The following is a 14,371-nucleotide window of genomic DNA, read 5'->3' on the forward strand; positions in this document are numbered from 1 at the left end:
TTCATCTTGGCAAAAATACTCCCGCCGGAGGCGATCCCGGATTTTCAGCAGGCGCGGCATCGCAGGATGTCGCGCCTTTCTGGTGCAAAGCCTTGCCACATTGGCCCGGACGGGCTATAGGCCCCCCAATCCTGACAGGTCTCTCTGTCCCGGTTTGCCGGGCAATGGTTTTGATCTGATGGCCCATCCAAAGACCGGCGGAGCCAACCGCATGGCCAGAAAACCACGAAAAAGGACAAACTGCATATGTGCGCTAAAGCTACCATGGAAGACTTTGAAGCCCTGTTGAAGGAAAGCTTCGAAATTGACACCCCCGAAGAGGGTTCGGTTGTCAAAGGCAAGGTTATCGCCATTGAGGCGGGCCAGGCCATCATCGACGTCGGCTACAAGATGGAAGGCCGCATCGATCTTAAAGAATTCGCAAACCCCGGCGAACAGCCAGACATCAATGTCGGCGACGAAGTCGAGGTCTATCTGGACCGCGTGGAAAACTCGCGCGGCGAAGCCCAGATCAGCCGTGAGAAAGCCAAGCGCGAAGAAGCCTGGGATCGTCTGGAAAAAGCCTATGCATCCGAGACCCGCGTCGATGGCGCGATCTTTGGCCGTGTCAAAGGTGGCTTTACCGTCGATCTGGGCGGCGCTGTTGCCTTCCTTCCCGGCTCTCAGGTTGACGTGCGCCCGGTGCGTGACGCCGGCCCGCTGATGGGTCTGAAGCAGCCGTTCCAGATTCTGAAAATGGACCGTCGCCGTGGCAACATCGTTGTGTCGCGCCGCGCCATCCTGGAAGAATCGCGTGCCGAACAGCGCGCCGAAGTCATCGGCAACCTGACCGAAGGTCAGACTGTCGATGGTGTGGTCAAGAACATCACCGAATACGGTGCGTTCGTTGATCTGGGCGGCGTTGATGGTCTGCTGCACGTCACCGACATGGCCTGGCGCCGCGTCAACCACCCGTCGGAAATCCTTGCCATTGGTGAGACTGTCAAAGTGCAGGTCATCAAGATCAACAAGGAAACTCACCGTATCTCCCTCGGCATGAAGCAGCTGCAGGAAGATCCGTGGGATGCGGTGGAGCGTGCGTATCCGCTGCAGTCGGTCCACAAGGGCCGCGTGACCAACATCACCGACTACGGCGCATTCGTCGAGCTGGAAGCTGGTGTCGAAGGTCTGGTTCACGTCTCGGAAATGTCCTGGACCAAAAAGAACGTGCACCCCGGCAAGATCGTGTCGACCTCGCAGGAAGTCGACGTCATGGTTCTGGAAATCGACAGCGCCAAGCGTCGCGTTTCGCTTGGCCTCAAGCAGACCCAGCGCAACCCGTGGGAAGTGTTCGCCGAGAACAACCCGGTCGGTTCGACCATCGAGGGTGAAGTCAAGAACATCACCGAATTCGGTCTGTTCATCGGTCTGGAAAACGACATCGACGGCATGGTTCACCTGTCCGACCTGTCGTGGGACCAGCGCGGCGAAGACGCCATTGCCAACTACCGCAAGGGCGACACCGTCAAGGCGGCTGTCTCGGAAGTCGACGTCGAGAAAGAGCGTATCTCGCTCTCGGTCAAGGCTCTGGGCGAAGACACCTTTACCGATGCGGTTGATGGTGTGAAGCGCGGCTCGGTGATCACGGTCGAAGTGACCGCGATCGAAGAGGGTGGCGTCGAGGTGGATTACAACGGCGCCAAGTCGTTCATCCGCCGCAGCGACCTGAGCCGTGACCGTGGCGACCAGCGCCCCGAGCGGTTCCAGGTCGGTGACAAGGTTGACGTTCGCGTCACCAACATCGACCCGAAAACCCGCCGCATGGGCCTGTCGATCAAGGCCCGCGAGATCGCCGAAGAGAAAGAAGCGGTTGAGCAGTATGGCTCGTCCGATTCGGGTGCATCGCTGGGCGACATCCTCGGCGCGGCGCTGAAAGGCGACAAGAACTGAGGTTTACCCTCAAATGTTGACGAAAGGCCCCGCCGAAAGGTGGGGCCTTTTCGTATCTAACGGGGATTCCAGCCTTTTCGTTTGTGTGGCACCGATTTTTTTGCCTATAGTCGGGTCACAATAATCACGGTGGCGGCAGCATTTGCGTGTTCAGATCGCGAACCGGCCACAGGGGGGGACACTTCGGATGATCCGTTCGGAACTGATCCAGAAAATCGCGGACGAGAACCCGCATCTGACACAGCGCCATGTCGAGCGTATTGTGAACACCGTCTTTGAAGAGATCATCGAGGCGCTGGCCAAGGGCGACCGGGTGGAGCTGCGGGGCTTTGGCGCGTTCTCGGTCAAGGCGCGGGATGCCCGCGTCGGCCGCAACCCCCGCACCGGCGAAGCGGTGGAGGTCGAGGACAAGAAGGTGCCGTTCTTCAAGACCGGCAAACTGTTGCGCGACCGGCTGAACGGCAAGGGCTGACCGCCTGCGATCTGGCGGCTTGCGGTCTGACCGCTTGTGCCCCGTGGCCCTTGCACCCGGCGGCCTCAGCGCCGATACTCGGGATCTGACCTGTCACCGGGGAGTGCGTCCATGATCCGTTATCTGCGCTATGTGCTGCTGGCCTTGCTGGCGATTGTTCTGCTGACGGTGGCGCTGGCCAACCGTGCGGCCGTGACACTCAAGGCGCTGCCGGGTGATCTGGCGGGGTTTGCCGGCGTGGGCTGGCAGATCGACCTGCCGCTCTACGCCGTGATCTTTGCCAGCATTCTGGCGGGGGTGCTGATCGGCTTTGTCTGGGAATGGTTCCGCGAGCACAAGCACCGGGTGGTCGCCAGCACCAAATCGCGCGAGGTGTCAAAGCTGGAGCGTGAGCTGGCGGTGATGCGCGACACCAAGCCGGGGCAGCAGGATGATGTGCTGGCGCTCTTGGATCAGCGCAAGGCGGGCTGAGGGGTCATGGTCGATATCAGGGTCAAGATCTGCGGTCTGCGGACCGTGGCGGATGTTGCTGCCGTGGCCGCGTCGGGCGCGGCCTATGCCGGATTTGTGTTCTTTCCCAAAAGCCCCCGCCATCTGACCATTGAGCAGGCGCGCGAATTGACTCTGGCCGCCCCGGTGGGGTTGGCCAAAGTGGCGCTGGTGGTGGACGCCGATGACGCCACGCTGGACGCGATCACCGAGGCGATGCCGCTGGATATGCTGCAGCTGCATGGCCATGAAAGCCCCGACCGAGTGGCCGAAATCCGCGCGCGCTATGGTCTGCCGGTGATGAAGGCGGTGGGTGTGGCGGATGAGGGCGATCTGGCGGCGGTGTTGGAGTATTCGCTGGCGGCCGATCAGATTCTGGTCGATGCCAAACCACCGAAGAATGCCGATCTGCCGGGCGGAAACGGGCTGTCATTCGACTGGCGGCTGGTGGCGCAACGGCGCTGGCTGCGGCCCTGGATGCTTGCCGGGGGCCTGACGCCGGAAAATGTGGCCGAAGCGATTCGCCTGACCAACGCCCGGCAGGTGGATGTCTCGTCGGGGGTGGAAATGTCACCCGGTGTCAAGGATGCGGCAAAGATCGCGGCGTTTGTTGCGGCCACCCGAGCGCCTGCGGTGCCACGGTTGCGCTGAGGTTTCCGCGGTGGCGCTGGCTGAGGCTGGGGGAGCGCGCCGCGCGGGAGTATTTTTGCCAAGATGAATGCGGCAGGTCAGATATGAAAAGGGGGGCAAGTCATGCCCCCCTTTGTCTCTCAGTCCTGAGCCGCAGGATTACATCGCGGGCAGGATGGTCAGGTCGCGCAGCACTTCATCGGTGCCGGTGATGGCCCAGGACTGGGTCACCGCGCCGGTGGCGAGATCGACCGTATGCAGGGCGCCGTTGGCGGCAAGCCATGCGGTGTTGGTGCCGTCTTCGGTGGTGGCGATGTCAAAGCCGACCGGGCCTTCGAGCGTGGCGCCCAGCATGCCGATGCTGGCGTTGGTGCCGTCATTCGGGGCGGTTTGCTGCAGCAGGGCCGACAGGCCGGTGTCGATGTTATACATCGCGGTGGCTTCGGGCTTGCCAAAGCTGTTGCTGTAGCCGGTTGCGGCGACCATCAGACCGGCGCTTGCGTTGGCGTCGCCCGCTTCCCATGCCAGACCGCCATCAACCGTGACTTCGCCGGTGTCCATGTTGATGCGGTGGTTGGTGCTGCCCGACATGAAGCGCAGACGGTCAGCCGCCGGGTTCACATCGACGATCACCGGCGCGCCGTCTGCGATTTCCATCATGGTGTTCATGGTCGACAGCGGCGTGGTCTCCCCCGTCGCAGGATCAATGGTGACGATGGCCTGCTCGTCGGTGACGCCGATCACGGTCAAGGTGCCGGGGCGGTAGTCGATGCCGTGCAGGCGGGTGACGCCCTGCACTTCGACCGTGCCGGTCACAGCGGCGGTGGCGGTGTCGATCATCACCAGCGTGCGGTCGCCGGTCAGGCCGAGGGCGGTGTCGGCATAGGCCGGGGCGGTCAGGGCGGCGGTTGCCAGAAGGGCGGCGAGGGTACGTGTCATGGGGTCACTCCGTTTTGGTTGGGTGGCCTTTCGGCCCGTTGCCCCATGGATACGGAAGGATTGGCGGCCAAGTTTCAGGCGGTGTGATAACGAAAGCGTTATCCGGATCGTGTGGCGTGGCTTTACCGCGTGGCATGGGCGCGCTAGGTAACACCCAAGAGATATGGGAGGCGGGCCATGGCCGAGGACGGAATCAACAGCTTTATGACCGGGCCGGATGAGGCCGGGCGCTTTGGCATCTTTGGCGGGCGCTTTGTGTCGGAAACGCTGATGCCGCTGATCCTGGAACTGGAAGAGCGCTATGAGTTCGCCAAGACCGACCCGGCGTTCTGGGCCGAGATGGAGGATCTGTGGACCCATTACGTGGGCCGTCCGTCGCCGCTGTATTATGCTGAACGGCTCACCCAGCATCTGGGTGGCGCGAAGATCTACATGAAGCGCGATGAGCTGAATCACACCGGGGCGCACAAGATCAACAATGTGCTGGGGCAGATCATTCTGGCGCGGCGTATGGGCAAGACCCGGATCATTGCCGAAACCGGCGCGGGCCAGCATGGCGTGGCGACCGCAACGGTCTGCGCCAAGTTCGGGTTGAAGTGCGTGGTCTATATGGGCGCGCATGATGTGGAACGGCAGGCGCCGAACGTGTTCCGGATGCGGCTCTTGGGGGCCGAGGTGGTGCCGGTGACCTCCGGTCGCGGCACGCTCAAGGATGCGATGAACGATGCGCTGCGCGACTGGGTGACCAATGTGCGCGATACGTTTTACTGCATCGGCACGGTGGCGGGGCCGCATCCGTACCCCGCGATGGTGCGCGATTTCCAGAGCATCATCGGCAAGGAAGTGCGCTGGCAGCTGGCCGAGCAAGAGGGCGAGGGGCGGTTGCCCGACACGCTGATCGCGGCGATTGGTGGCGGCTCGAACGCCATGGGGCTGTTTTATCCGTTCCTTGATGATCCCTCGGTCGGAATCATCGGCGTGGAAGCGGGCGGCAAGGGTGTCGATGACCGGATGGAGCATTGCGCCAGCCTGACCGGCGGGCGGCCCGGCGTGCTGCATGGCAACCGGACTTACCTTTTGCAGGATGAAGACGGGCAGATCCTGGAGGGGTTCAGCATCAGCGCGGGTCTGGATTATCCCGGCATCGGGCCGGAGCACGCCTGGCTGCATGATGTGGGCCGCGCGCAATATGTCAGCATCACCGATGTCGAGGCGCTGGAGGCGTTTCAGCTGTCGTGCAAGCTGGAAGGCATCATTCCTGCGCTGGAGCCAAGCCATGCGCTGGCCCATGTGATGAAGATCGCGCCGACGCTGCCGAAAGACCATATCATCGTGATGAACATGTGTGGCCGAGGCGACAAGGATATCTTTACCGTGGCCAAGCATCTGGGCTTTGACATGAAGATCTGATTTTTTCAGGTCTGTCCCATGAAAGACCCCGCAGGCCACGCCTTGCGGGGTTTTTCTTTGCCGCGTCAGAGCAGCTTTGGCGGACCTGCGCCATCGCGGTCCTGCACCGCCATCTGCATGCCGCGCCCGATGCGATGCGCCAGCGCCGACCACGCGGCGGCGGTGTCGGCGGGCAGGGTGCGCCGCAGCACCGAGTCGAACAGCCCGAGCCAGACCGCGAACATCGGCGCGCGCACGTCGCCTGCGGCCATGTGAACGGCCATCGGGTTGCCGTCATAGGCGCGCTCGAACAGGATGGCATTGCGCCAGAACCGGGCGATTTTCGCTTCATGCGCGGGCCAGTCGGTGACATGGCGGTGAAACACCGGGCCAAGACCGGGGTGTTCGCGGACGCAACGGTAGAACTCGGCCAATGTGGCGTCGATCTGCTGAGGCGTGATGGGAAAGCGCGGCGGAATCATGGGCCGGGGATGCGCCTTTGCGCGCCGGATCGCAAGCGGGCGCGGTGTCGTGGGGTCAGGATGCGTCAGGTTCGGCGTATTGCGCCAGGATCTCCAGCGGCACCACCTGCAGGGTGATCTGATGCGTGGCGGTCAGGTTGACCTGCGGCGCGGCACCTTCCTCATGCGCTTGCAGAAAGCGTCCGGCGCACAGGCACCAGCGGTCGCCGGGGCGCAGGCCGGCAAAGCCGTATTCGGGGCGCGGCGTCGACAGATCGTTGCCAAGGTATTTGGAAAACGCGAGGAACTCCGCCGTCATCACCGCGCAGACCGTGTGCAGCCCCCGGTCCATCGGGCCGGTGTCGCAGCAGCCGTTGCGGAAAAACCCGGTGACCGGGTCGGTGGAGCAAGGCTCCAGCCGGCCGCCAAGGACGTTTACGGATGGTTCTTTCATGGCAGTCCCCTCGCTTGCCCCGATGATAGGCGAGGCGGCGGGAGGGGTCCAGTCACGCTTTGGGAAAGCTTTGGTCTGGAAAGGCTTGGCCGGCCAGCGGTGGCAACATGTCGCCCGCAACCAGTCGGGTCAGCAGATGGCGGATGCCCGGCAAGGGGGCAAAGGGCGCGAGCAGGTGGTCACGCAGCAGGGGCAGGCTGCGGCTGCCCGACTGATACATCGGGGTAAAGACCGCGCTCATCGCCTGATAGCTCCGCACATGCCAGCGGCGCATGGCGGCATAGGCGGGCAGGGGGTCTTCCAGACCAAGCGCGGTGACCAGCGCCATGGCGTCGAGCAGCGCCATATTCGCGCCCTGACCCAGCTGCGGACTGGCGCGATGCGCCGAATCGCCGACAAAGGCGAGGGCGGGGGCAAAGGGGCGGCGCAGCGTGCCGTGGGTATAGCGCGCCGGGGTCAGGTCGGCGGCGGTGGTCAGGGGCGTGAGGAACGGCGCGATTTCGGGCCAGAGCGTGGCGGCCTCTGCCCGCCATGCGGTCATATCGGTGCTGGCCCAATGGTCCAGCGCCGCCGTTGGCAGCGACCAGAAGATCGCCGCATGGCGGCCGGGCAGGCCGGGGCGTTGGCCCAGCGGCAGCACGCCCACCATATTGCGCGCGGCGCGGTAGCGCTGGCGCAGCTGGTCGGGGGCAAAACCGGTGCCCTCGGGCCAGGGCACCGTGCCCCAGACCGCGCCAAACGGCAGGGCGCGGGCCCGCAGCGGCGACAGGCGCGATGCCGCACCGCTGGTATCAACCACCAGATCAAACTGGCCAAAGCGGCGGCCATCGGTCAGGGTCAGCTCGCGCTTGCCCGCGTGCAGCGGCGCGGCTTCGACCGTGGCCGAGGTGACCACCGTGATCCCGCGGGACACGCACTGATCCCACAGCGCCTGAAACAGGCTCGCGCGGTGCAGCGCCAGACCGGGCGCGGTGGCGCGGTAGCCGACATTCAGCACCTCACGCCCCGACACCTCATGCCCCAGCATCCGGGTGATCGGCTGGCCCATGTGGCGCGCCGCCGCGCCCGCGCCGATCGCGTCGAGCACCGCCAGACCCACCGGCTGGATCACCAGACCGGACCCCAGAGGGCGTGGCGCGTCAAACCGCTCAAACAGCGTGACCGCATGCCCCGCATCATGGGCAAGGGCGGCGGTGGCCAGACCGCCAATTCCGGCCCCGACGATGGCAAGGGTGCTGCGCATGTCGCAGGCATGCCGCGATGATCCATCAAGTGCAAGCGGTGATCTGGACCGCCGCCGATCTGCCGCGTATAAGGCGCGGCATGTGGATGATCCGGATCATAGCGCGAATTAGCCGCCCGGCGTTTTGACGGCCTCGTTGAAACGTCCGGGACGCCCTTTGCCTTGCGCGCGGCCAGCTCTGGCCGCAGTCGCCACACCCCCTTCCAAGGATTCCGCCGATGTGCGCCGATACGCCTGAAACCGCAGTGCCTGAAACCGCAGTGTCTGAAACTGCTGTGCCCGATTACCGCGACACTGTGTTCCTGCCCGAAACCAGCTTTGCCATGCGGGCGGGCCTGCCCGCGCGGGAACCCGAGTGGCTGGCAAGGTGGGAGCGTCTGGGGGTCTATGACCGCCTGCGCGAGACGGGCAAAGGCCGCGCGCCGTTTGTGCTGCACGATGGCCCGCCCTACGCCAACGGCCATCTGCACATCGGCCACGCCCTGAACAAGGTGCTCAAGGACATGGTGGCACGCAGCCAGCAGATGATGGGCAAAGACGCCCGCTACGTGCCGGGCTGGGATTGCCACGGTCTGCCGATCGAGTGGAAGATCGAGGAACAGTACCGCGCCAAGGGGCTGGACAAGGACGATGTGGATATCGTCGATTTCCGTCAGGAATGCCGCCGCTTTGCCGAGGGCTGGATCGACATCCAGCGCGCCGAATTCAAACGGCTGGGCATCACCGGAAAATGGGACCGCCCGTATCTGACGATGGACTACCACGCCGAAGCGGTGATCGCTGATGAGTTCATGAAATTCGTCATGAACGGCAGCCTGTATCAAGGCTCCAAGCCGGTGATGTGGTCGCCGGTGGAGAAGACGGCACTGGCCGAGGCGGAGGTGGAGTATCATGATCATACCAGCCATACGATCTGGGTGCGGTTTGCCCCGCAGGATGGGGCGCTGGACGGTGCATCGGTTGTGATCTGGACCACAACCCCTTGGACAATCCCCCAAAACCGGGCTGTCGCCTATAACCCCAGCATCGCCTATGGCCTCTATTCGGTCGATGCGGTGGTCGAGGGTGCGACGGCGAAGACAGGTGAAAAAATCCTCCTTGCCGACGCTCTGGCCGATGGCGTGATGAAATCGGCCAAGGTCGAGGGCTTTACCCGTCTGCGCGATGTGACGGCGGCAGAGATGGAGGGCGTGTTCCTCGCCCACCCCTACCGTGGCATCCCCGATGGCAACGGCGAGTGGGACTATGACGTTCCGCTCCTGCCCGGCGACCATGTCACCGATGACGCGGGCACCGGGTTTGTCCACACCGCGCCCAGCCATGGCGATGATGACTATCAGATGGGGCTCAGGTTCCAGCTGCCGATGACCTATAACGTCGAGGCCGATGGCAGCTATCGCACCGATCTGCCGGTGTTTGGCGGTCAGGCGATCCTGACGCCCGAGGGTAAGGAAGGCCCGGCCAACGTCAGCAATATCAAGGCGCTGCATGCACAAGGCGCGCTGCTGGCCAAGGGCAAGCTGAAACACAGCTACCCGCATTCCTGGCGGTCCAAAGCGCCGGTGATCTTCCGCAACACGCCGCAGTGGTTTGTCGCCATCGACAAGCCGCTGGACGATGGCATGAGCACCTATGGCGAGACCATCCGCACCCGGGCGCTGAACTCGATCAACCAACTGGTCACCTGGACCCCGCAGACCGGCCGCAACCGCCTGCATTCGATGATCCAGGCCCGGCCCGACTGGGTGCTGTCGCGCCAGCGCGCCTGGGGCGTGCCGCTGACCTGTTTCGTCAAATCCGCCGCCCGCCCCGATGCGCCCGACTTTCTGCTGCGCAACGCCGAGGTCAACGCCCGCATCAAGGCCGCGTTCGAGGCCGAAGGCGCGGATGTCTGGTATGTGCAAGGATTCAAGGAACGGATGCTCGATGGCATCGTCGATCCGTCGCACTATGACCAGGTGTTTGACGTGCTGGACGTGTGGTTCGATTCCGGCTCGACCCATGCTTTCGTGCTACGCGACCGCGAGGATGGCGCAAGCGACGGCATCGCTGATCTGTACCTCGAAGGCACCGACCAGCACCGGGGATGGTTCCATTCGTCGATGCTGCAAGCCTGCGGCACCAAGGGCCGCGCGCCCTATCGCGGCGTGCTGACCCACGGCTTCACGCTGGATGAAAAGGGCATGAAAATGTCCAAGTCATTGGGCAACACGGTCGCCCCGGAAGCGGTGATCAAGGAATACGGCGCCGATATCCTGCGGCTCTGGGTGGCGCAGTCGGATTACACCGTCGATCTGCGGATCGGCAAAGAGATCCTGAAAGGTGTGGCCGACAGCTACCGCCGTCTGCGCAACACCATGCGCTACATGCTGGGCGCGCTGCACGGCTTTACCGAGGCCGAACGGCTGCCGGTCGATCAGATGCCGGAGCTGGACCGTTGGGTGCTGCACCGTCTGGCCGAGCTGGATGCCGAGGTGCGCGATGGCTACGCGCGCTATGATTTCCAGGGGGTGTTCCAGAAGGTGTTCACCTTTGCCACCACCGACCTGTCGGCCTTCTACTTCGACGTGATCAAGGACACGCTCTATTGCGATGCCCCCGATGCGGTCACCCGCCGCGCTGCGCGCACCGTGCTGGATCTGCTCTACCACCGTCTGACCACCTGGCTCGCCCCGATCCTGGTGTTCACGATGGAAGAGGTCTGGCTGGAACGGTTCCCGGGCGAGGACTCATCGGTCCACCTGACCGATATCCCCGAAACCCCTGTCAACTGGCGCGACGACGCACTGGGCGCAAAATGGGCGCAGGTGCGGCAGGTCCGCCGCGTGGTCACCGCCGCGCTGGAGGTGCAGCGCACCGCCAAGGTGATCGGCTCGTCGCTGGAAGCGGCTCCGGCCGTGTATGTCGACGCCCCTGCGGTGCAGGCGGCGCTTGACAAGGTGGATATGACGAACGTCGCCATCACCTCGGCTCTGTCGCTGATCGCGGGCGCGGCCCCGGCGGGCGCGTTCTCTTTGCCGGACGTGCCCGGTGTCGGCGTAGTCTTTGCCGCCGCTGCCGGTCAGAAATGCCACCGTTGCTGGCAGATCCTGCCCGATGTCGGCACGCACAGCCACCCCGGCGTCTGCAAGCGCTGCAACGAGGTTCTGGGCTGATCCTTCGGGGTCAGCGCCCGGCCTGACGGACAGTTGCCTCCGGCGGGAGTATTTGGAAAGCAGCAAGTCATCAGGGGCGCGCTTTGTGGGATTGCTGCTTTGAAAATACTCCCGCCGGAGGCATCCGCAGACAGCCGCGGGCGCGGCGTCGGGTCAGTAGAAACTCTGCGGGTCGATGTCGATGGCCAGCCGCAGGTTGGCGGGCAGCTTCACCTGCGCCACCCATTCCGACAGCGCGGTTTGCAGGGCCGTGCCCTTGTCGGCCTTGACCAGCAACCGAACCCGGTGGCGGCCGCGCACGCGGGCGATCGGGGCGGGGGCGGGGCCAAAGACCTGCGCGCCGATCCGGCGCAGCGGGCCGTCGCGGCGGGCGAGTTCGGCGCCAAGGTCGAAGACCTGCGCCACGTCGGGGCCGGACAGGATGATGCCGGCCATGCGGCCATAGGGCGGCACACCTGCCGATTGCCGCTCGGCGGCTTCGGCTTTCCAGAACGCTTCTTCATCGCCGCCCAGGATGGCGCGGATCACCGGGTGGTCGGGCTGGTGGGTTTGCAGCAAGGCGGTGCCGCGCAATTCGGCCCGGCCCGCGCGGCCCGCGACCTGACGCATCAGCTGAAAGGTGCGCTCGGCGGCCCGCAGGTCAGAGCCCTGCAACCCGAGGTCGGCGTCTATGACGCCGACGAGGGTCAGGAGGGGGAAGTTATGGCCCTTGGCGACGATCTGGGTTCCGATGATGATATCGGCCCCCCCGGCGGCAATCGTCTCGATCTGGGCCTTCAGCGCGCGCGCCGATCCGAACAGGTCGGAGGACAGCACCGCTACCCGGGCGTCGGGAAAGCGGGCGGTGACCTCTTCGGCCAGCCGCTCTACCCCCGGGCCGACGGCGGCCATCTTGCCCTCAACCTTGCAGGCGGGGCAGGTGGTGGGCACCGGTTTGGTGGCCCCGCATTGATGGCAGACCAGCCGTTTGAGAAAGCGGTGTTCCACCATCCGCGCGTCGCAGTGGTCGCAGCCGACCTGATGGCCGCAGGCGCGGCAGAGCGTGATCGGTGCATAGCCGCGCCGGTTGAGGAACAACAGCGACTGTTCGCCGCGTGCCACCCGGGCGGTGACGGCGGCGGCGAGGCTGGGGCTGATGAAGCGGTCGTGCGACAGCGTTTCCGCCCGCATGTCAATGGCCCGCATCTCGGGCATCTCTGCCGCGCCGTACCGTGCGCCAAGGTTCAGCCGCAGGTATTTGCCGGCATCGGCGTTGGCCCAGCTTTCCAGCGACGGCGTGGCCGAGGCCAGCACCACCGGGCAGCCGACGATGGCCCCGCGCAGCACCGCCATGTCACGCGCGTTGTAAAGGACGCCTTCCTCTTGTTTGTAGGAGGTGTCGTGTTCTTCATCCACCACGATCAGGCCCAGATCCTGAAACGGCAGGAACAGCGCCGAGCGTGCACCGACGACAAAGGATGCACCGCCCTCGGCCACCATGCGCCAAAGGCGGCGGCGTTCGGTCATCGTCACGCCAGAGTGCCATTCGGCGGGGCGCGCGCCAAAGCGCGCCTGCACGCGGGTCAGGAAATCGGCGGTCAGGGCGATTTCGGGGAGCAGGACCAGCGCTTGCCGCCCGTTGCGCAGACATTCGGCAACGGCTTCAAGGTAAACCTCGGTCTTGCCCGATCCGGTCACGCCTTTGAGCAAGGTGCAGGAATATTCCCCCCGGTCTACCGCCGCCACCAGCGCGTCGCCCGCGGCGATCTGATCTCCCGCCAGCCGTCCGTCGGCACGGGCATTCAGGGGCGGGTAGGGGGTATCCTTGGGCGCGTCCTCTTCACTCAGCACGCCTTTGGCGACGAGGCCCTTCACCACGGAGGCGGTGCAGCCCGCGGCTTCGGTCAGTTCGGCCAGTGTCACGGCGGCCCCGCCGTAGTCGCGCAACGCCTCGATCACGCGAAAGCGGGCATCCGTCAGCTGGTTCGGGACCGGACCGGACAGGCGGTACACCCGGCGGGTGGCAGTGCCCGACATCAGCCCCGGCGCGCGGGTGGCGAGGCGCAGCATGGCGGGCAGGGGAGTCAGGGTGTAGTCGGCGGCGCGGGTCAGGAACGACCGCAGTTCCGCCCGCATCGGGCGGGCATCAAGCACGCGGGCGATGCTGCGCAGTTTGGCCGGGTCAAAGGTGCCTTCCCCTGCGCCCCAGACCACGCCCAGCACCTTGCGCGGGCCCAGCGGCACCTCGACCAGATCACCATCGCCGCAGCCGCCCTCTGGCGCGCGGTAATCCAGCACACCCAGACCCGACCGCCCAAGGGCTTCGGTAGTCAGCACGCCCACGGTCTGGCCCGGCGTGTAGGTCCGGTCTGCGGTCCGGTCTGTGACTGTTAGCGCCATCACCCGTCTTTCGTTCTTGGTGCTGATGGGGTAAACCCGCAGGGAACCCGTCGCAACCCCCGTCGCGACCCCCCATCGCAACCATCGAAGGACGCGCCCCATGAGATTTTTCGTTGATACCGCCGATGTCGCGGCGATTGCCGAGCTGAATGACCTTGGCATGGTGGATGGTGTCACCACCAACCCGTCGCTGATCCTGAAATCTGGCCGGAACATTCTGGAAGTCACCAAAGAGATCTGTTCGATCGTCTCTGGCCCGGTCTCGGCCGAAGTGGTCGCGCTCAAGTCCGAGGACATGATCGCCGAGGGCCGCAAGCTGGCCGCGATTGCCGAGAATATCGCGGTCAAGGTGCCGCTGACCTGGGACGGGCTGAAGACCTGTAAAGTGCTGTCGGACGAAGGCTTTATGGTCAATGTCACCTTGTGCTTCTCGGCCAATCAGGCGCTCTTGGCGGCCAAGGCCGGGGCCACGTTCATCTCGCCCTTTATCGGGCGGCTGGATGACATCAACCTGGACGGGCTGGAGCTGATCAGCGACATCCGCCAGATCTATGACAACTACGGCTTTGACACGCAGATCCTGGCGGCGTCGATCCGCACGGCGAACCATGTCACGCAATGCGCGCTGATCGGGGCCGATGTGATGACCGCACCGCCATCGGTGATCAAGGCTTTGGCCACGCATGTGCTGACCGACAAGGGGCTGGATCAGTTCACCAAAGACTGGGCGCAGACCGGTCAGAAGATTCTGTGATTTCGGGCTAGCCCCCCCCGGCAGTCGGGGGCATGCCCCGACCCCACAAGGGGGGAGGGAGGCGCTTGCCAGTACAG

11 protein-coding genes and 1 pseudogene are annotated in these 14,371 nt (G+C 64.7%); 7 read left to right on the forward strand and 5 right to left on the reverse strand.

What is annotated here, in order from left to right; translation table 11 throughout:
* Positions 1-237: 237 nt before the first annotated feature.
* From rpsA to J2X53_RS02155, 4 genes and pseudogenes are all read left to right on the forward strand, one after another.
* A pseudogene (gene rpsA, locus J2X53_RS02140) lies at positions 238-1,929 on the forward strand (30S ribosomal protein S1); the annotation flags it as partial.
* A 187-nt stretch (positions 1,930-2,116) separates the two neighbouring features.
* Positions 2,117-2,401, forward strand: coding sequence for an integration host factor subunit beta (ihfB, locus tag J2X53_RS02145; protein ID WP_135429377.1), 285 nt, complete (start codon positions 2,117-2,119; stop codon positions 2,399-2,401).
* 111 nt (positions 2,402-2,512) lie between these two features.
* Positions 2,513-2,872, forward strand: coding sequence for a LapA family protein (locus J2X53_RS02150; RefSeq protein WP_349035829.1), 360 nt, complete (start codon positions 2,513-2,515; stop codon positions 2,870-2,872).
* A 6-nt stretch (positions 2,873-2,878) separates the two neighbouring features.
* On the forward strand, positions 2,879-3,541 hold the full coding sequence (locus J2X53_RS02155) for a phosphoribosylanthranilate isomerase (RefSeq protein ID WP_349035830.1): 663 nt from the start codon (positions 2,879-2,881) through the stop codon (positions 3,539-3,541).
* Positions 3,542-3,679: 138 nt separating this feature from the next.
* Here the strand turns inward: J2X53_RS02155 and J2X53_RS02160 are convergent, their stop codons facing one another.
* Positions 3,680-4,459: a DUF4394 domain-containing protein gene (locus J2X53_RS02160; protein WP_349035831.1), complete on the reverse strand. Its 780-nt coding sequence runs from the start codon at positions 4,457-4,459 to the stop codon at positions 3,680-3,682.
* A 177-nt stretch (positions 4,460-4,636) separates the two neighbouring features.
* Here J2X53_RS02160 and trpB point away from each other — a divergent pair, with 177 nt between their 5' ends.
* Positions 4,637-5,869, forward strand: a complete 1,233-nt coding sequence (trpB, locus tag J2X53_RS02165) for a tryptophan synthase subunit beta (RefSeq protein WP_349035832.1) — start codon at positions 4,637-4,639, stop codon at positions 5,867-5,869.
* 65 nt (positions 5,870-5,934) lie between these two features.
* On the opposite strand, the gene J2X53_RS02170 is transcribed toward trpB, so the two are convergent.
* Genes J2X53_RS02170 through J2X53_RS02180 form a run of 3 tightly spaced genes read right to left on the reverse strand, consistent with a single transcriptional unit; the run spans position 5,935 to position 8,006 of the window.
* A complete protein-coding gene (locus J2X53_RS02170) occupies positions 5,935-6,330 on the reverse strand; it encodes a group III truncated hemoglobin (RefSeq protein WP_349035833.1) in 396 nt (131 codons plus the stop codon).
* A 55-nt stretch (positions 6,331-6,385) separates the two neighbouring features.
* Entirely contained in the window at positions 6,386-6,763 is a 378-nt protein-coding gene (locus J2X53_RS02175; RefSeq protein ID WP_349035834.1) for a DUF2237 domain-containing protein, read from the reverse strand.
* A gap of 52 nt (positions 6,764-6,815) precedes the next feature.
* Positions 6,816-8,006 carry an NAD(P)/FAD-dependent oxidoreductase gene (locus tag J2X53_RS02180; protein ID WP_349035835.1) on the reverse strand — a complete coding sequence of 397 codons (1,191 nt, stop codon included), beginning with the start codon at positions 8,004-8,006 and terminating at the stop codon, positions 6,816-6,818.
* A gap of 218 nt (positions 8,007-8,224) precedes the next feature.
* On the opposite strand from J2X53_RS02180, the gene ileS reads away from it, so the two are divergent.
* Positions 8,225-11,161: an isoleucine--tRNA ligase gene (gene ileS, locus J2X53_RS02185; RefSeq protein WP_349035836.1), complete on the forward strand. Its 2,937-nt coding sequence runs from the start codon at positions 8,225-8,227 to the stop codon at positions 11,159-11,161.
* 153 nt (positions 11,162-11,314) lie between these two features.
* Here the strand turns inward: ileS and J2X53_RS02190 are convergent, their stop codons facing one another.
* Positions 11,315-13,540 (reverse strand): primosomal protein N', encoded by a 2,226-nt coding sequence (locus tag J2X53_RS02190; RefSeq protein WP_349035837.1) that lies wholly within the window; start codon positions 13,538-13,540, stop codon positions 11,315-11,317.
* Positions 13,541-13,640: 100 nt separating this feature from the next.
* On the opposite strand from J2X53_RS02190, the gene fsa reads away from it, so the two are divergent.
* The gene (gene fsa / locus J2X53_RS02195; RefSeq protein ID WP_349035838.1) at positions 13,641-14,294 is read left to right on the forward strand and encodes a fructose-6-phosphate aldolase; all 654 of its coding nucleotides are present in this window, start codon (positions 13,641-13,643) and stop codon (positions 14,292-14,294) included.
* The last annotated feature ends 77 nt before the right edge of the window (positions 14,295-14,371 follow it).

Origin of the sequence: Pseudotabrizicola sp. 4114, assembly GCF_031457365.1 — a bacterium.
GTDB lineage: Bacteria > Pseudomonadota > Alphaproteobacteria > Rhodobacterales > Rhodobacteraceae > Pseudotabrizicola.

Bases quoted from the DNA above. Each gene is read 5' to 3' on its own strand.
- ihfB (WP_135429377.1), top strand. From the start codon at position 2,117: ATGATCCGTTCGGAACTGATCCAGAAAATCGCGGACGAGAACCCGCAT.
- J2X53_RS02150 (WP_349035829.1), top strand. From the start codon at position 2,513: ATGATCCGTTATCTGCGCTATGTGCTGCTGGCCTTGCTGGCGATTGTT.
- J2X53_RS02155 (WP_349035830.1), top strand. From the start codon at position 2,879: ATGGTCGATATCAGGGTCAAGATCTGCGGTCTGCGGACCGTGGCGGAT.
- J2X53_RS02160 (WP_349035831.1), bottom strand. From the start codon at position 4,459: ATGACACGTACCCTCGCCGCCCTTCTGGCAACCGCCGCCCTGACCGCC.
- trpB (WP_349035832.1), top strand. From the start codon at position 4,637: ATGGCCGAGGACGGAATCAACAGCTTTATGACCGGGCCGGATGAGGCC.
- J2X53_RS02170 (WP_349035833.1), bottom strand. From the start codon at position 6,330: ATGATTCCGCCGCGCTTTCCCATCACGCCTCAGCAGATCGACGCCACA.
- J2X53_RS02175 (WP_349035834.1), bottom strand. From the start codon at position 6,763: ATGAAAGAACCATCCGTAAACGTCCTTGGCGGCCGGCTGGAGCCTTGC.
- J2X53_RS02180 (WP_349035835.1), bottom strand. From the start codon at position 8,006: ATGCGCAGCACCCTTGCCATCGTCGGGGCCGGAATTGGCGGTCTGGCC.
- ileS (WP_349035836.1), top strand. From the start codon at position 8,225: ATGTGCGCCGATACGCCTGAAACCGCAGTGCCTGAAACCGCAGTGTCT.
- J2X53_RS02190 (WP_349035837.1), bottom strand. From the start codon at position 13,540: ATGGCGCTAACAGTCACAGACCGGACCGCAGACCGGACCTACACGCCG.
- fsa (WP_349035838.1), top strand. From the start codon at position 13,641: ATGAGATTTTTCGTTGATACCGCCGATGTCGCGGCGATTGCCGAGCTG.